The 16,435-nt window shown below is 71.4% G+C and carries 12 protein-coding genes and 1 riboswitch; of the genes, 6 read left to right on the top strand and 6 right to left on the bottom strand.

Going from position 1 to position 16,435, the window contains the following annotated elements; translation table 11 throughout:
- Nucleotides 1–273 precede the first annotated feature (273 nt).
- Complete coding sequence (locus tag IE257_RS27460; protein ID WP_229920692.1) at nt 274–3,138, top strand: DNRLRE domain-containing protein; 2,865 nt, start codon at nt 274–276, stop codon at nt 3,136–3,138.
- Between the two features lie 99 nt (nt 3,139–3,237).
- Here IE257_RS27460 and IE257_RS27455 read toward each other — a convergent pair whose 3' ends face one another.
- From IE257_RS27455 to IE257_RS27445, 3 genes are all read right to left on the bottom strand, one after another.
- Complete coding sequence (locus tag IE257_RS27455) at nt 3,238–3,879, bottom strand: DUF5995 family protein (protein ID WP_189972588.1); 642 nt, start codon at nt 3,877–3,879, stop codon at nt 3,238–3,240.
- A 75-nt stretch (nt 3,880–3,954) separates the two neighbouring features.
- Nucleotides 3,955–5,376: a uracil-xanthine permease family protein gene (locus tag IE257_RS27450; RefSeq protein ID WP_189972587.1), complete on the bottom strand. Its 1,422-nt coding sequence runs from the start codon at nt 5,374–5,376 to the stop codon at nt 3,955–3,957.
- An 82-nt stretch (nt 5,377–5,458) separates the two neighbouring features.
- Nucleotides 5,459–6,706 (bottom strand): MFS transporter, encoded by a 1,248-nt coding sequence (locus tag IE257_RS27445; protein WP_189972586.1) that lies wholly within the window; start codon nt 6,704–6,706, stop codon nt 5,459–5,461.
- A 55-nt stretch (nt 6,707–6,761) separates the two neighbouring features.
- Here IE257_RS27445 and IE257_RS27440 point away from each other — a divergent pair, with 55 nt between their 5' ends.
- A complete protein-coding gene (locus tag IE257_RS27440) occupies nt 6,762–7,919 on the top strand; it encodes an ROK family transcriptional regulator (protein WP_189972585.1) in 1,158 nt (385 codons plus the stop codon).
- A gap of 50 nt (nt 7,920–7,969) precedes the next feature.
- Here the strand turns inward: IE257_RS27440 and IE257_RS27435 are convergent, their stop codons facing one another.
- The 3 genes from IE257_RS27435 to IE257_RS27425 form a co-directional block, all read right to left on the bottom strand.
- Nucleotides 7,970–8,740: an SDR family oxidoreductase gene (locus IE257_RS27435; RefSeq protein ID WP_189972584.1), complete on the bottom strand. Its 771-nt coding sequence runs from the start codon at nt 8,738–8,740 to the stop codon at nt 7,970–7,972.
- Nucleotides 8,741–8,792: 52 nt separating this feature from the next.
- A complete protein-coding gene (locus IE257_RS27430) occupies nt 8,793–9,692 on the bottom strand; it encodes an RNA polymerase sigma-70 factor (RefSeq protein ID WP_189972583.1) in 900 nt (299 codons plus the stop codon).
- A 95-nt stretch (nt 9,693–9,787) separates the two neighbouring features.
- Entirely contained in the window at nt 9,788–12,160 is a 2,373-nt protein-coding gene (locus tag IE257_RS27425) for a chitinase C-terminal domain-containing protein (protein ID WP_189972582.1), read from the bottom strand.
- A 286-nt stretch (nt 12,161–12,446) separates the two neighbouring features.
- A riboswitch (FMN riboswitch) is annotated at nt 12,447–12,577 on the top strand.
- A gap of 148 nt (nt 12,578–12,725) precedes the next feature.
- On the opposite strand from IE257_RS27425, the gene ribD reads away from it, so the two are divergent.
- The 4 genes from ribD to IE257_RS27405 are packed head-to-tail and all read left to right on the top strand — an operon-like array spanning nt 12,726 to nt 16,425.
- Nucleotides 12,726–13,865: a bifunctional diaminohydroxyphosphoribosylaminopyrimidine deaminase/5-amino-6-(5-phosphoribosylamino)uracil reductase RibD gene (ribD, locus tag IE257_RS27420; RefSeq protein WP_189972581.1), complete on the top strand. Its 1,140-nt coding sequence runs from the start codon at nt 12,726–12,728 to the stop codon at nt 13,863–13,865.
- On the top strand, nt 13,866–14,489 hold the full coding sequence (locus IE257_RS27415) for a riboflavin synthase (RefSeq protein ID WP_189972580.1): 624 nt from the start codon (nt 13,866–13,868) through the stop codon (nt 14,487–14,489).
- Nucleotides 14,486–15,139: a nicotinamide mononucleotide transporter family protein gene (locus IE257_RS27410; RefSeq protein ID WP_030388520.1), complete on the top strand. Its 654-nt coding sequence runs from the start codon at nt 14,486–14,488 to the stop codon at nt 15,137–15,139. The genes IE257_RS27415 and IE257_RS27410 overlap by 4 nt, the downstream gene beginning before the upstream one ends.
- Entirely contained in the window at nt 15,136–16,425 is a 1,290-nt protein-coding gene (locus IE257_RS27405; protein ID WP_189972579.1) for a bifunctional 3,4-dihydroxy-2-butanone-4-phosphate synthase/GTP cyclohydrolase II, read from the top strand. The genes IE257_RS27410 and IE257_RS27405 overlap by 4 nt, the downstream gene beginning before the upstream one ends.
- Nucleotides 16,426–16,435 lie beyond the last annotated feature (10 nt).

Genomic DNA, 16,435 nt, shown 5'->3' with positions numbered 1-16,435 from the left:
GACTAACCCCTTCCGATGGGTCTGTAAACCCAGGGGAAGGTCAAGGATGAGTATAAGTATGATCTAGTTCCGTAAGGTTCTGGGTGCGTGTGATCTTCGGCTCGCCCTCGGTCATCCGCCCGCTAGGACGCGGAGCCCCTGAACTCTTCACGCGTGCCGCCGACGAGGCGGTCGCCAATCCGATCGCCGTCACCCTTGGATGGTTTCGCCATGCACTCCGCCCCTCCCTCGAGGAGCCCACGACGACCACAGGCCTGGCCGAACGCCCTGGCCGTGCTCGCGCTCACCGGTCTGTGCGTCAGCCTGACGCCCGCCCACGCGACTTCCGCCCCCACGGCTTTGCCGACCGTGGACGTGAAGGGCATGACGCCGGAGCAGAAGGCGCAGAACAGCGCTCGCTCCAGCGGGAAGCCGGTGGAGATCCTGGAGCAGCGGACGGAGGACACCCGTACCCTCGCGAACCCTTCCGGAACCTTCACCCTGGAGCGCCACACCAGCCCCAAGTGGGTCAAGAAGGCCGGTAAGTGGGTGGACCTCGACGCCTCCCTCCAGGTCTCTGCCAAGGGAGTCCTGACCCCGAAGGCCTCGCTCCTTCCCCTCTCGCTGTCCGGTGGCGGAACGGGACCGCTGGTCAGCCTCACCGACGGGGACAAGGAGATATCCCTGACCTGGCCCCAGGCTCTGCCGAAGCCGCGGATCAGCGGAGACACCGCCACCTACCCCGAGGTGCTCCCGGGAGTGGACCTGAAGGTCCGCGCCGGTATCGAGGGCTTCTCCCAGGTCCTCGAGGTCAAGTCGGCCGAGGCGGCCGCGAATCCGAAGCTCACCGAGATCGGCTTCGGCCTCAAGGCCAAGAACCTCGCCGTGGCCGCCGACGGCCATGGCAACCTGACCGCCAAGGACGCCGCCGGGAGAATCGTTTTCGGTGGGCCGACCCCGACCATGTGGGAGTCGACGCCGACCGCCGGGCAGCAGAAGGTCGCCTTGCTGGCCCGGAGCGCCCCCGCTGCGCAGGACGGCAGCGCCCCCGCGGCGCAGGACGGCAGCGCCTCCACCGCCTGGGAGCCGGGTCTGAACGCCAAGCAGGCCCCGATGGCCACCACGGTGGACGGCACCACCCTGAAGGTGGTTCCGGACCAGAAGATCCTCAAGGGCAAGGACACCGTCTACCCGGTCTTCATCGACCCGTGGATGAGCGGCGGCCGGATCGCCTGGACCCGGGTGTACAAGAAGTTCCAGGACACCGCGTACTGGAACAAGAACGAACTGGCCCGCGTCGGCTACGAGAACGAGTCCAACGGCCTCTCCCGGTCGCTGTACCGGATGGACACGGCCGGGATGGCCGGTAAGAACGTCATCCGGGGCACGTTCTCCACCCAGCTCGAATGGTCCTGGTCCTGCGAGGCCCGACCGGTACAGCTCTGGTTCACCGGAGCGATCAGCTCCAGCACCACGTGGCGGAACCAGCCGGGCTGGACCCAGCACCTTGCCACGGTGAACACGGCCAAGGGCTGGGGGCCCAACTGCCCGGCCGGCGGTGTGGAGTTCGACGTCACCAACAAGATGAAGGAAGTGGCCGCGGCAGGCTGGTCCGACGTCACCCTGGGGCTGAAGGCGGAGAACGAGTCCGACACCTTCGGCTGGAAGAAGTTCCTCAACAGCGCCACCCTCTCCGTCGAGTACAACCAGACGCCGAATCCCCCCGGCGAGCTGCAGATGACTCCGCAGCCCACCGCCCAGGGCTACATCGGCAAGACCAACCTCGCAACCGGTGTACACCTGCGCGCACGGATCTCCGACCCCGACAGCGGGAACGTCACCGCCCGCTTCCGCGTGCACTACGTCGACCGCGGCGGCTGGTTCAACGAAGCCACCGTCAATGTCCCCAGCGGTGGTACCGCCGACTTCCGCATCCCCGACACGTGGTTGCCCTGGGACGAGTCGTACGCCTGGGAAGTGCAGGCCGACGACGGTACGAGCGCGTCCGCGTGGCAGGGCGGCGGCCGGTTCACCGTGAAGCGGACCACTCCGCCGGCCCCGAAGATCGAGATCGATCCTGTCAAGGGCATCGCCACCCTCACCGCCGAAGGCGCCACGGGCGGGGAGCACATCCAGACCTACCGGTTCGGCATCAACACGGATCAGCCCACCCGACGGGTGGAGGCCTGGCACGGGAAGGCCGCGGTACTGCTGCCCAAGATGGGTGAGGGGCGCTACGAGATCAAGGCCTACGCCACCGACAAGGCGGGCAACGACTCCGAGGCCACTCTCAACAGCGGCCTCCAGTGGGACGACAACAACACGGCCACCTCCCTCGCCGATGCCACCACCACCCAGGGCGGCCACATGGTCGCGGTCGTCGAGGGCCGTGTGTGGCACGGGTTCACCGGAGGCAGTGTCGAAGACACGACACCTGTCGCGGGCGCGCTCCCGAACGTCGAACAGGTGGCCACCATCGGCGCCGACAGCCAGCTCCACGTGCTGGCACTGGCCGACGGCAAGATCCACCACGCCGTGCGGCTCCCTGGTTCCTGGCAGGCCTGGGGTGACGCCACCGCCGCTGCCGGCGGGCTGCCGAGGGTGACGCAGATCGCCGCGGCCCAGGACGGCTGGAACATGGTCGTCGCAGCCGTTGCGGACGGCAAGGTCTACCTGACGACGCGCCATCCCGACCGTTGGGACCCCTGGCGGCTCGTCCCGGGTACCCCCGCACAGGTCGACCAGATCGCCCTCGCCTCGGTAAACGACCAGCCGCAGCTGGCGATCCTCTCCGCCGGCCTGGCCTACCACGGGGGTCAGGCGAGCCCCGGAAACTGGTCCGCTTTCACGCAGCTTCCCCTCACGAAGCCGCTGACCTCGATCGACGCATCGGCAGCCGCCGGCACCGGTGGGGAGTTCCAGCTCGGCGCGGCCTCCGAGGGCCGCATCCACCACATCACCCGCAGGGCCGACGGCAGCTGGACCGCGTGGGGAGACGTGACCGCGCTCGTGGGCGATCCCGGCTACATCCGCAAGCTCCTCGCCACCCCCGTGGGGGACGGTTTTCGGCTGACCGCCATCGCCAACGGCACCATCAGCCAGACCACCCGCACGGCCAACGGCCACTGGAACGGCTGGAAGGACATCTACCAGCCGTAACGGGACCGCCGGACCGGGCGCTTCGAACAGCGGGCCGTCCCTCCCACGACAGGTGGGGGAGACGGCCCTGTCGTGTTTCCCCAGCCCACCGACGGCGTGTCAGCCCCGCGGGGTCAGCAGGCAGCGGCCGACCAGCCCCACGCCCGCGTCGAGGGAGTCCGTGAACTCCTCGGCCAGTTCCGGTACCCGGCGCAGCGTCCACAGGAGCCGGGCCGCCGACCAGGCGCCGGCGCGGGCGCGCTCCAGGCTCCACGAGCCGACCAGGTGGGTCAGGGGGTCGGCGACCTGCAGGAGGTCCGGGCCCGGCATCAGGTCCTCCCGGATGTGCTCCTCCAGGGAGATCAGGGTGTCGCCGACCCGGTCGAAGTCCGCCTCCAGGGCCCGTGGTTCGCAGCCCAGCTCACCGCACGTGGCCACCACGGCGAGCGCCAGGTCGTGGCCGATGTGCGCGTTGATCCCGGCCAACGCGTGCTGGAGCGGCCGGATCCCGGGATGGCGGCGGTACTGGAGCAGCGGGCGCCAGCAGGCCGGGGCCCGCTCCGCCTCCACCGCCGTCAGGTACCGCTCCGCGAACCGCACGCTGAGGGTCTGCGCCCGCCGGGGCGCCGGGAACCCGCCGTGCTCGATCCGCCGGTGCAGGGTCTCCGTCACCGTCAGGTAGACCCGGTTGAAGACGGCGACGCCGTCCTGCGGCGGGAGCCGCTCCTCCAGGGCGCGCATCCGCGCCAGCACCGCATCCATGGGGGCAGAGTCGCAGGCGCCGACGCGGATCCGGGGAACTTGGCCGTACGCTTCCCCGGTTCGGGCGAAACACCGTCAACGGGGCTTGTCCTGGCCGTCCCCGGAGCCGTCCCCGGAGCCGTCCCCCGAGTCGTCGTCGTAGGCGGAGGTGCCCTCGTCGAGCAGGGGCTCCTGCTTGAGGTGCGCGGGCGCGAGGTAGCGCAGTGCGTGGTAGCCGGTGATCACCACGATCGTGCCCAGGGCGATGCCGCCCAGCTCGAAGGTATCGGTGATCTGCAGCTTCACACCGCCGATGCCGATGATGATGCCCGCCGCGGCCGGTACCAGGTTCAGCGGGTTGCGCAGGTCCACCCGGCCGGTGATCCAGATCTGGGCGCCGAGCAGGCCGATCATCCCGTAGAGGATGACGGTGATGCCGCCGAGCACCCCGCCCGGGATCGCGGCGACGATCGCGCCGAACTTGGGGCACAGGCCGAAGAGCAGCGCGAAGCCGGCGGCCGCCCAGTAGGCCGCAGTGGAGTAGACCCGGGTGGCCGCCATGACGCCGATGTTCTCGGAGTAGGTGGTGTTCGGCGGGCCGCCGACCGCCGTGGACAGCATCGATGCGGCGCCGTCCGCCGCGATGGCCGTGCCCAGCTTGTCGTCGAGCGGGTCGCCGGTCATCTCGCCGACGGCCTTGATGTGCCCGGCGTTCTCGGCGATCAGCGCGATGACCACGGGCAGGGCGATCAGGATCGCCGACCACTCGAAGGCGGGCGCGTGGAAGGACGGAAGGCCGATCCAGTCGGCCTTGGCGACCGCGGAGAGGTCGAGCCGCCAGTGGTCGACGGCCGCTTCCCCGCCCACCGTCGAGTGGATCATGCCGAAGAGCAGGTCGAAGATCCAGGAGATGCCGTACCCGAAGAGCAGGCCGAGGAAGATCGCGATGCGCGACCAGAATCCGCGCAGGCAGACCACGGCCGCCCCGGTGAACAGCATGGTCAGCAGCGCCGTCCACTGGTCCTGCGGCCAGTAGGTGCTCGCCGTCACCGGCGCCAGGTTGAAGCCGATCAGCATCACCACCGCGCCCGTCACCACCGGCGGCATCGCCGCGTGGATGATCCGGGCACCGAACCGCTGAACCGCCAGGCCCGCCAGGAACAGCGCCACACCGACGACGAAGACGGCGCCCGTGACCACCGCGCTGTCCCCGCCCGAGGCCCGGATCGCCGCCGCGACACCGACGAACGACAGCGAACAGCCCAGGTACGACGGGACCCGGCCGCGCGTGGCGAGGAGGAAGATCACCGTCGCCACGCCGGACATCATGATGGCCAGGTTCGGGTCCAGACCCATCAGGACCGGAGCGACGAAACTCGCTCCGAACATCGCCACGACGTGCTGGGCACCCAGCCCGGCGGTCCGCGGCCACGACAGCCGCTCCTCCGGCCGGACCACCGCGCCGGGGGCGGGAGTCCGCCCGTCTCCGTGCAGGGTCCAGCCCACGCCGAGGCCCATGTTCCACTCCGTTTCTCCGGCTGCTGCTCACACATCGAGGCCGCAGCGCACGGAGTGCGTGCCGCTGCGGCCGGTCGACATATTACGGCCGGGTTTGGGCAGGTTCGTCGAGGTCGGTGGCCCCGGACCCCGCCGTGGCCCCGCCGGGGCCGCCCCCAGCCTGCCCGACCGGCGGTCCCTGGCGCAGTACCGTCGCGCCCGCGATCAGCGCGAACGCCAGCAGGGTGACCAGCCCGAAGGACACCACCAGCGAGGTCGCGTCCGCGACGGCGCCGATCGCCGACGGCGCGATCAGCCCCGAGGTGTAGGTGATCGTCGCGACACCCGCGATGGCCTGGGCCGGCGCCGGCCCGCTGCGCCCCGCCGCCGCGAAGGCCAGCGGGACCACCACCGCGATGCCGAGCCCGATCAGCCCGAACCCGGCCAGCGCACCGGCAGGATGCCGGACCCCGACCACGAGCAGCCCGCCCAGGGTGGCCAGCACACCGCCGGCCCGGACCGTGCGCACCGCCCCGAACCGGTCCACCACGCGGTCGCCGACCAGCCGGGCCACGGCCATGGTCAGCGCGAAGGCGGTGGTGGAGGCGGCGGCCAGGCCCGCGTCCGTGTGCAGGACGTCCCGCAGGTAGACCGCAGACCAGTCCAGGCTCGCGCCCTCGGCGAACACCGCGCAGAAGCCGACGGCCCCGATCAGGAACGCCGACTTGGGAGGCAGTGCGAAGTGCGGCGGCGCCGGCGCCTCCTGGTCGCTCCTCAGGTCCAGCACACCCCCTGCGGCGAACAGGCCGGCCGCCGTGAGGGCCAGCGCGGCGACCAGGTGGTGCAGCCGGGCGTCCGCCCCGGTGTGCGCGGCGACCGTACCCGCGGCCGAGCCGAGCAGGGCGCCCACGCTCCACATGCCGTGCAGCGAGGACATGATCGAGCGGCCCAGCCGGTTCTCCGTCTCCACGCCCAGCGCGTTCATCGCCACGTCCGACATTCCGGCGGTGGCTCCGTAGACGAAGAGCACGAGACACAGGGTCGGCAGGTTCGGGGCGAGGCTCGGCAGGATCAGCGAGAGGGTCCACAGCGCGAGCAGCACCCGCAGCGCGGTACGCGCGCCGAGCCGGTGGTTGATCCGGCCCGCCAGCGGCATCGCGAGGGCCGCGCCCACCGCGGGCGCGGCGAGGGCCAGACCCAGGGTGCCCGCGCTGAGCTGGGCGTGCTCCTGGATCCAGGGGATACGGGTGGCGAAGGAGCCGGTGACGGCGCCGTGGATGCAGAAGACGGCGGCGATGGCGTAGCGGGCATGGCGCAGGCGCGCCGGGCTGAGGTCGGTGTCCCCGGTCATGAGGATTAAACTATCAGGGACCCTGCCTGATAGATAATGGGCCCGACTCCCTAGGATGGGCGCCGTGATTCCTGCCCCCGCCAGCACCCAGGTACCGGCCCCCGCCTCGCCCAGCACGGCCCGGGCCATCAACGACCGCCTCGCCCTGCAACTCCTCCAGGAGTCCGGGCCACTGACGGCCACCCAGCTCAAGACCATGACCGGCCTCTCCCGCCCCTCCGTCGCCGACCTGGTCGACCGGCTCACCGAAGCCGGACTCATCGAGGTCGCCGGCGAATCCGGCGAACAGCGCCGCGGCCCCAACGCCAAGCTGTACGGGATCGTCGCCGACCGCGCCCACCTCGCCGCCCTCGACGTGCGCACCGACCGCGTCACCGCCGTCGTCACCGACCTCCTCGGCCGCCCGCTCGCCCAGGCCGCCCTGCCCGTCGGCGCCCCCGAGGACGCGGTGGCGGCCCTGCTGCGCACCGCGCGCGAGGCCGGGGCCGCCGAACTGCACACCGTGGTCGTCGGCGCCCCGGGCCTGGTCGCCCCGGCCACCGGCGAACTCCGCGACACCACCGGCCTGCCGGCCTGGCACCGGGACCTGGTCACCGCCCTGCAGCGGAGCCTGCCCGCCGTGGTCGTCGTCGAGAACGAGACCAACCTGGCCGCCCTCGCCGAGCAGCGCCTGGGCGTCGCCCACGACCTGGACTCCTTCGTCCTGCTGTGGCTCGGCGCGGGCGTCGGCGCGGCCGTGGTCCTGGACGGCCGGCTGCGCCGGGGCGCCTCCGGCGGGGCGGGCGAGATCGGCTTCCTCCCGGTGCCCGGCACCGGCGGCCTGCCCTCCGCCGCGGACTGCGGGGGCGGGTTCCACGCCCTGGTGGGCCGCGAAGCGGTGACCGCGCTGGCGCGCACGCACGGATTCGCAGGGACCGTGGAGGAGGCCGTGGCCGGGGCGGCGGGGGAGGCGTTCCTCGAAGCCCTGGCCGAACGCCTCGCACTGGGCGCGGCGGCGGCCGCGGCGATCCTGGACCCGGGCTGCGTGGTCCTGGCGGGCGAACTGGGCCGGGCGGGCGGCCCCGCCCTGGCCGCGAGGGTTGCCCACCGCCTGGCGAAACTGACCCCGGTGCCGACGGAGGTCCGCGCGACGACGCTGGGCGACCCGGCGGTCCTGGCGGGAGCCGAACTGGCGGCGCGGGAGGCCGCGCAGGCCGTGCTGTTCGGCGGATAGGGGATCGCCCGGTACGGGGTGGCCCCGGCCCCGGAGCCACCCCGCACCCGTCAGTCCCGCCCCGCCGCAGCCCCCGCCGCTGCCGCGAACTGCGCGAAGGTGCCCCGGCCCACCGCGTGCGACGGGGCCAGGTTGCCGCCCCGCCTGAAGGCGGCGTAGGCCTTGCCCGCCAGGGGGATCGGGAGCACCCGGCGGCGACGACCCGTCGCCGCCAGGTAGGTGCGGGCCAGCTCCGGCAGGGTGCGGATCTCCGGGCCTCCCATGTCCGTGACCCGGCCCGCCGGGGTCGGGACCGCCAGCTGGGCCAGGCGGTCCGCCACCTCCCCGACGGCGATCGGCTGCACCCGCACCCCGCCGGGCACCGGCACCGGCACGAGCGGCAGCTTCGCCGCCATGTCCACCACCTGCGCCACCAGGTCGTGGAACTGCGTCGTGCGCAGGATGGTCACACCGAGCCCGGAGCGCTCCAGCAGCTGCTCCACCTTCAGCTTCGTCCGGTAGTAGCCGAACGGCACCACGTCCACCCCGACGATCGAGATGTAGACGATGTTGGTGACGCTTCCCGCCCGCCGGGCCGCGTCGATGAGGTGCCGGGTGGCGACCTCGTCGTTCCTGCCCCCGCCACGCGTGTTGCTCGCGCAGTGGACGATCACCTCCGCTCCGGCCGTCGCCGCGTCCAGCCCGCTGCCGTCCATCAGGTCGACCGGGTATTCGGGGGAGCGCCGGCTCAGGACGCGGACCTCGTGGTCCGCGTCCCGGAGCCGTGCGACGACCGGTGCGCCCAGGGTGCCGGTGCCTCCGGTGACGAGGATGGTGCTCATGCGTTCGCCTTTCGCCGATGCGGTGCCTTCACCGGCGGAGACCGGACAGCCCTCAGGAACGTGACAGCTGCCGCCGGAGGAATTCCAGCTTCTCCGGGTTGAGCACCGTGCTGAGACCGCTGACCAGCCCGTTCTCGAATTCCACCAGAAGAACGGCACTCTCGCCGAAGAGCAGCGCCGGCGATCCGTTGATCTCCGCGACGCTGACCGGCAGGTCCCCGGCGTACTTCTTGAGCACCCCGACCGCGAACCGGGCCACCTTCTGCCGGCCCAGGATCGGCCGCAGCGCCGCACTGACCACGCCTCCGCCGTCCGAGACGAACCGGACGTCGGCCGTGAGCAGCCCCTCCAGCCGGGCCAGGTCCCCGCCGCGCGCCGCCGTCATGAAGGTCTCCACGAGGCTCTGCCACCGTTCGGGGTCCGGCGTGAAGCGGGCCTCCGCAGTGGCAGCCCGGTCCGTGGCCACCCGGCCCGCGGCCCGCCGGTAGAGCTGCCGGCAGTTGGCCTCGGTGAGGTCCAGGACCGCGGCGATCTCCCGGTGGCTGTAGGCGAAGGCCTCGCGCAGCACGTAGACGGCCCGCTCGACCGGGGTGAGCTGCTCCAGCAGCACCAGCAGGGCCAGGGACACGCTGTCCCGCTGCTCCGCGGAGTCCAGCGGGCCGAGGGTGCCGTCGTCGGTGCGGACGGGCTCCGGCAGCCAGGGGCCGACGTACTCCTCGCGCCGGACCCGCGCCGAGGTGAGGGTGTTGAGGCACAGGTTCGTGACGACCTTGGCGAGCCAGGCGCCCGGGTGCTCGACGGCCTCGCGGTCCGCGGACGCCCAGCGCAGGTACGCGTCCTGCACGGCGTCCTCGGCCTCCGTGGCGGAGCCGAGCATGCGGTAGGCGATGCCGAACATCCGGGGACGGTTTTCCTCGAAGTCCGCGTCGGACGCGGTGACGTGTGTGATCACCCGAGCAGCGTACGAGGCCGGGTCCGGCGGAACGTGCGAGGACCCGGTGGCCGCCGGGCCACCGGGTCCTCACGTTCACTCATGCATCATGAAGGTCAGCAGGCGCCCTGGTCCTTCCAGACACCCCATTCACCCGTGGTGCCGGGCTCCTCGTTCTGCGTCCACCACTGGGCCTTCCAGTTGCGGCCCTTGTGGGAGACGAGGTTGCCGCTGTTGTAGACCGTGCCCGCCACGTACGCCGGGTTGGTGCAGGTCCCGCCCGGAGGCGTGGTCGGCGGGGTCGTGGGGGGAGTGGTCGGCGGGGTGGTCGGAGGAGTCGTCGGGGGAGTGGTGGGCGGCTGGGTGGAGCCGGGCTGCACCAGCGTCGTGCCGCGCGCCAGGTCCCCGGCGAGGGCGTAGGTGGTGCCGGAGATGTTCACCGTCCAGTTCGACGGGGTGGACACCGGCAGGTAGTAGTTGAACGCCAGGTCGACGGAGGCGCCCGGGGCCAGGGTCTGCCAGGCCGGGAGCTTCAGGGAGACCCGCTGGAAGTCGCCCTTCAGGCCGCCGACGTTGTTGCCGGTGTGGCCGCTGCTGATCACCGTGGTGCCGAAGCCGGACTGGTCGGAGGCGTTGTTCGGGGCCGAGGTGCCGTAGTCGAACCGGAACTCGGTGCCGCCGGGCAGCGTGGCGTTCGTGTTGTTGGTGATCTTCAGCTTCGGGGTGAGCGGGTAGTTGGAGTCGCCCAGCTTGAACTCGGTGAACTCCGTCCTGATGTCAACGGCCTGGGTCGGCAGGGCGGTGGCGCCCGCCTTCTTCGCCCCGTAGGGGGAGGCCGACTTGAACTTCTGGTACATCGTGTCGGTGAGCGTGTCGCCCATCTCGTACTGGCCCTTGGCGGCGTTGTACGCGTAGTCGCCCGCGAGCTCCCAGACCATCGTGCCGCCGATGCCCCTGTCGACCACGTAGTCGGCCTTGGCGGCCACCGACTGCTCGTCCTCCGTCGAGAGGAAGACCTTCTTCTGCGCGTTCCACAGCCACGGCGCCACCAGGGTGGAGTCGTACTTGCGGACGTAGGTGCCGGTCAGCGCGGTGTTCCCCGGGAAGCCGTACGTGGTGACGTAGTCGCCGACGACGCCCTTCTCCAGGTTCTTGGCGTGCCACATCGGGTTGGAGCCCGCCGGGGACTCGACCCCGTTGGTGTCCTTGTCGTGCCACAGGTTGTCGATGCCGACCGCGCCGTCGCCGCACTTGGTCAGGCCCGCGCCGGCCGGGCAGGTGGTCGCGGGAGCCTTGCCCCACAGGCCGTCGGTGCCGCCCTGCACGTTCTTGAAGCCGCGGGTGTAGTAGGGCAGACCTATGTTGATGCGGCCGCCCGGCATCGAGCCGCGGAAGTAGTGGTAGGCCCAGTCGGTGTTGAGGTAGCCGATGCCGCCGTACTGCGAGGTGGAGTAGACGCCGGCGGCGGCGAGTTCGCCGTCCTTGCCGTCGTCGAAGAGCGAGGCGTTGGGCCCGACGTACTCGTTCCAGGCGCCGTGCAGGTCGTAGGACATGATGTTGACGTAGTCCAGGTACTTCTGGACCTGGAAGGTCTCCATGCCGCGCAGCAGGTATCCGGAGGAGGGGGCGGCGACGGAGAGCAGGTAGTGCTTGCCGTCGGCGGCGCCCGCGCGGTCGAGCTTCTCGCGCAGCGACTTCATCAGGGCCGCGTAGCCCTGGACCAGACCGGCGCGGCGGGCGTTGGCCAGCTGCCAGTCCAGCGGGTTGCCGGCGTCCTTCATGGTGGTCGGGTACTCGTAGTCGATGTCGACGCCGTTGAACCCGTACGTGCGGATGAACTCGACGGAGGAGTCGGCGAAGGTGTCGATGCCGGCCTGGTTGACCGAGCCGTCGGCGTTCGTGGCCATCGAGTAGAAGCCGCCGGAGGCGACCCGGTTGCCGTCGTCGCCGAAGTAGCCGCCGGTCTCCGCCCAGCCGCCGACCGATATCAGCGTCTTGACGTTCGGGTACTGCTTCTTGAACTTCGTCAGCTGGTTGAAGTGGCCCTTGTAGGGGAGGGCCGGGTCCATCTCGGCGCCCGCGACGCCGGGCCAGGTCATTCCGGTGGCGGCGTTGTTCACGCTGTCCGAGCCGACGGAGATCTTGTTGTCGGCGCCCACGTGGGCGAAGGCGTAGTTCAGGTGGGTGACCTTGGACCACGGGATGTTGTTGGCGAGGTAGGCGGGAGCGCCGTCCTTGCCTGTGCGCCAGCCGGTGAAGTAGCCGATGACGCGGCGCTGGTGGTCGGCGCCCATCTTCTCGCGGCCTTCGGAGTCGTAGACCGAGCAGTACGGGACGTCGACGCCGGCGGTCCTGTAGAGCCCGTCGGGGCGACAGCTCTCGTTGTCGGCCGCGTGCGAGACGCCCGCCGAGAGCCCGCCCACCAGGAGTCCGGCGATTGCGGCGCCGGATGCCAGGAGCATCGCTCTCGTACGTGTGGGGGACAGCATTGTGCCTCCTGGGGAGGGGAGGATGCAGGACACAAGTGGACACAACATGAAGCAACAGGGGTGGTGCACAAGCGTGTTGGCCCGTGACGTGCGCACATCTGACGGGCTGTTCCCGGGAAGATGAAGGGAACGTTAAGAGGACTAGACCACCCCGTCAATAGGTCTGGACCAACCCCGTCCCACTTGACAAAGTCCGCACGGGTGGCGACTCGCTGTGAGCCAGGCCACACCACATCGCCCGCATGGTGGGCGATCGCGCGTGGCAGACTGGCTGGAGTACCAGTAGCAGCGCACTCCGGGGTCGGTGCAATTCCGAACCGGCGGTTATAGTCCGCGACCCGTCCGCAGCCAGCGGCCGGTTGACCAGGTGAGATTCCTGGACCGACGGTTAAAGTCCGGATGGGAGGCAGTGCGCGGCGGGCCAGTCACCGGTACGCCGCCGTCGGCGGTTCGTCGGCATATCCCTGCGGATATGCCGGGTCGAACCGTTTTTCCGGCCTCGGCGTTCCCGTGTGCTGTACCGCTTCATCTGTCGTATCCCGACAGGCCCCGGAGTCCGTGCCCGATGAGGCAGGAGGACCCGGTGGCGACACACGCCGCGCACGCAGCACCCGACGCGGACACCCGTGCCATGCGACGGGCCATCGAGCTCGCCGCCCGCGGACTCGGCTCCACCAGTCCCAACCCCGTCGTCGGCTGCGTCATCACCGACGCCTCGGGCGCCATCGTCGGCGAGGGCTGGCACGAGCGGGCCGGCGGCCCGCACGCCGAGGTCCACGCCCTGCGCACGGCAGGCCCGGCGGCCCGCGGCGGCACCGCCTACGTCACCCTCGAACCCTGTAACCACACCGGCCGTACGGGGCCCTGCGCCCGCGCCCTCGCCGACGCCGGGATCGCCCGCGTGATCTACGCCGTCTCCGACCCGAACCCGCAGGCCAGCGGCGGCGCCACCACCCTGCGCGCGGCCGGGATCGAGACCGCGTCCGGACTCCTCGCGGACGAGGCCGAGGCGGGCAACGCCGCCTGGCTGACCTCCGTACGCCTCGGCCGGCCGCACGTCACCTGGAAGTACGCGGCCACCCTCGACGGCCGCAGCGCCGCCGCGGACGGCAGCAGCCGCTGGATCACCTCCGCCGAATCCCGCGCCGACGTCCACCGACTGCGGGCCGAGAGCGACGCCGTCCTCGTGGGCGGCGGCACCCTGCGCGCCGACGACCCGCACCTCGCGGTGCGCGGTGTCGAAGGCGCCGCGCAACCCCTGCGGATCGCCCTCGACACCCGCGCCGCGATCCTGCCCACCGCCCGCATCCTCGACGACGCCGCGCCCACCCTGCTCGTCGTCGGCGAGGACGCCGACACCCGGCACCTGACCGGCGTCGAACTGCTCCGGCTGCCCCTTCACGACGGCCGCATCGGCGTCCAGGACCTCCTCGCCGGCCTGTTCCTGCGCGGTGTGCGCTCCGTCCTGCTGGAGGGTGGGCCAACGCTGGCCGGCGCCTTCCTGGAGGGTGGCGCCGTCGACCGCGTCACCGGCTACCTCGCGCCGGCCCTGCTCGGAGCGGGCCCCGCGGCCCTCGCCGACGCCGGAATCAAGAACATCTCCGGTGCGTTGCGCCTCGACATCACCGAGGCCGTCCGCATCGGCCCCGATCTCCGCATCACCGCAGTCCCCGTCCCCGTCACCCCCGCCACCAAGGAGCACTGAGTGTTCACCGGAATCGTCGAAGAACTGGGTGAGGTCACCGCTGTCGAGCAGCTCCAGGAAGCCTCCCGCTTCCGGCTCCGCGGCCCCCTCGTCACCGAGGGCGCCAAGCACGGCGACTCCATCGCGGTCAACGGCGTCTGCCTGACCGTCGTGGAGACCGCGGACGGCGAGTTCACCGCGGACGTCATGCAGGAGACCCTGAACCGCTCCAGCCTCGGCGCCCTCACCAAGGGCTCCCGGGTCAACCTGGAGCGCCCGATGGCCCTCGGCGGACGGCTCGGCGGCCACCTGGTCCAGGGACACGTGGACGGCACCGGCGAGATCCTCTCCCGGACCCCCTCCGAGCACTGGGAGATCGTCAAGGTCGCCCTCCCCGCGAACCTCTCCCGCTACGTGGTCGAGAAGGGCTCCATCACGGTCGACGGCGTCAGCCTCACCGTGGTCGAGGCCGCCGCCGATTGGTTCACCATCAGCCTCATCCCCACCACCCTCGCGCTGACCACCCTCGGCCACAAGCAGAGCGGCGACCCCGTCAACCTGGAGGTCGACGTCCTCGCGAAGTACGTCGAGCGCCTCCTGGCCGCCGGCGTGAACCCGCTGCACGCGACGGGAGAAGCCCGGTGAACGCCCTGACCTGGCTCAACGCGGAGGCCTTCACGGTCTTCGGCCAGAAGGTCATCTGGTCCGACATGATCGGCAACCTGATGGGCCTCGCCGCGCTCGCCCTCGGCTGGCGCCGCTCCATATGGACCTGGCCCGCCCAGCTCCTCTCCGGCCTGATCCTCATCGCCGCCTACGCCTCCGCGCACCTCGCCGGCGGCGTCGGCAAGCAGCTCCTCGTCATCGGCGTGGCCGTCTGGGGCTGGCGCGCCTGGCAGCTCGGGCGTCAGAAGGCCCAGGACGGCTCCATCGCCGTGCGCACCGCCACCTGGAAGGAACGCGGTCTGCTCCTGGCCGGCGCGGCGCTCGGCACCCTCGCCGTCGGCGGCCTCTTCACGCTCTTCCCGAACCTCTCGTGGAGCCCGTGGGCCGACGCGTACATCTTCGTCGGCACCATCGTCGCGATGGTCGCCCAGGCCCGCGGCCTCGTCGAGTTCTGGTTCGCCTGGCTCCTCGTCGACCTGGTCGGCGTGCCCCTCGCCTTCAACAACGGACTGGCCTTCTCCGGCCTCGTCTACGTCGTCTACTTCGCCCTCGTGCTGTGGGGCGCCTACGACTGGTACCAGCGCTCCCGCACCACCCCCGCCCCGGCCCTGGAAGGAGCAACGGCATGACCAGCCTCAAGCCCGTGCCCGACATCCCCGAAGAGACCTTCCGCCTCGACCCCGTCGAGCAGGCCATCCGCGACATCGCGGCGGGCCGCCCCGTCGTCGTCGTCGACGACGAGGACCGCGAGAACGAGGGCGACCTCGTCATCGCCGCCGAGAAGGCCACCCCCGAGATCATCGCGTTCATGATGAGCGAGTGCCGCGGCCTGATCTGCGCCCCCATGGAGGGCGCCGAGCTGGACCGGCTCGAACTCCCCCAGATGGTCCAGAACAACACCGAGTCGATGAAGACCGCCTTCACCGTCTCCGTCGACGCGAGCGCCGCCCACGGCGTCTCCACCGGAATCTCGGCCGCCGACCGCGCCACCACCCTGCGCCTCCTCGCCGACGGAGTCTCCGGGCCCGCCGACTTCGTCCGCCCAGGTCACGTCTTCCCGCTGCGCGCCAAGCCCGGCGGCGTCCTGGTCCGCAACGGCCACACCGAGGCCGCCGTCGACCTGGCCCGCCTCGCGGGCCTGCGCCCGGCCGGTGCCATCGTGGAGATCGCCGGCGAGGACGGCGTCATGCTGCGGCTGCCCGAGCTGATCCCCTTCGCCCGCAAGCACGGCCTGACGATCATCTCCATCGAGGACCTGATCGCCTACCGCCGCTCCGCCGAGCCCACCGTGCGCCGCGAGGCCGAGGTCAGCCTGCCGACCGCCTTCGGCGAGTTCACGGCGTACGGCTACCGCTCCACCGTCGACGGAGTCGAGCACGTCGCCCTCGTCCACGGCGAGATCGGCGACGGCTCCGACATCCTCGTCCGGATGCACTCCGAGTGCCTGACCGGCGACATCTTCGCCTCCCAGCGCTGCGACTGCGGCCCCCAGCTGCACGCCTCCATGGAACGCATCAAGGCCGAGGGCCGCGGCATCGTCGTCTACCTGCGCGGTCACGAGGGCCGAGGCATCGGGCTCCTGTCCAAGCTGCGCGCGTACGAACTCCAGGAGCGCGGCCGCGACACCCTCGACGCCAACCTGGAACTCGGCCTGCCCGCCGACGCCCGCGACTACGGAGCCGGCGCCCAGATCCTCGCCGACCTCGGCGTGCACGGCGTCCGCCTGATGACCAACAACCCCGAGAAGTCCGAAGCCCTCGTCCGGCACGGCATCACGGTCACCAGCCGCGAGCCGATGCCGATGGAGGCCGGCGAGCACAACCTGCGGTACCTGCGCACCAAGCGGGACCGGATGGGCCACGACCTGCCCTGGCTGGACGGACCCGTCACCACCTCCGCCTGCGGCAACCAGTAGGCACGCACCA

Origin of the sequence: Streptomyces avidinii, assembly GCF_014650695.1 — a bacterium.
GTDB lineage: Bacteria > Actinomycetota > Actinomycetes > Streptomycetales > Streptomycetaceae > Streptomyces > Streptomyces avidinii.
This window is presented reverse-complemented; position numbering and strand designations above follow the sequence as displayed.

What these genes read in the sequence shown, in the direction of transcription:
- IE257_RS27455 (WP_189972588.1), bottom strand. Translation starts at nt 3,879, where the DNA reads ATGGATGCGGTGCTGGCGCGGATGCGCGCCCTGGAGGAGCGGCTCCCG.
- IE257_RS27450 (WP_189972587.1), bottom strand. Translation starts at nt 5,376, where the DNA reads ATGGGCCTCGGCGTGGGCTGGACCCTGCACGGAGACGGGCGGACTCCC.
- IE257_RS27445 (WP_189972586.1), bottom strand. Translation starts at nt 6,706, where the DNA reads ATGACCGGGGACACCGACCTCAGCCCGGCGCGCCTGCGCCATGCCCGC.
- IE257_RS27440 (WP_189972585.1), top strand. Translation starts at nt 6,762, where the DNA reads ATGGGCGCCGTGATTCCTGCCCCCGCCAGCACCCAGGTACCGGCCCCC.
- IE257_RS27435 (WP_189972584.1), bottom strand. Translation starts at nt 8,740, where the DNA reads ATGAGCACCATCCTCGTCACCGGAGGCACCGGCACCCTGGGCGCACCG.
- IE257_RS27425 (WP_189972582.1), bottom strand. Translation starts at nt 12,160, where the DNA reads ATGCTGTCCCCCACACGTACGAGAGCGATGCTCCTGGCATCCGGCGCC.
- ribD (WP_189972581.1), top strand. Translation starts at nt 12,726, where the DNA reads ATGAGGCAGGAGGACCCGGTGGCGACACACGCCGCGCACGCAGCACCC.
- IE257_RS27405 (WP_189972579.1), top strand. Translation starts at nt 15,136, where the DNA reads ATGACCAGCCTCAAGCCCGTGCCCGACATCCCCGAAGAGACCTTCCGC.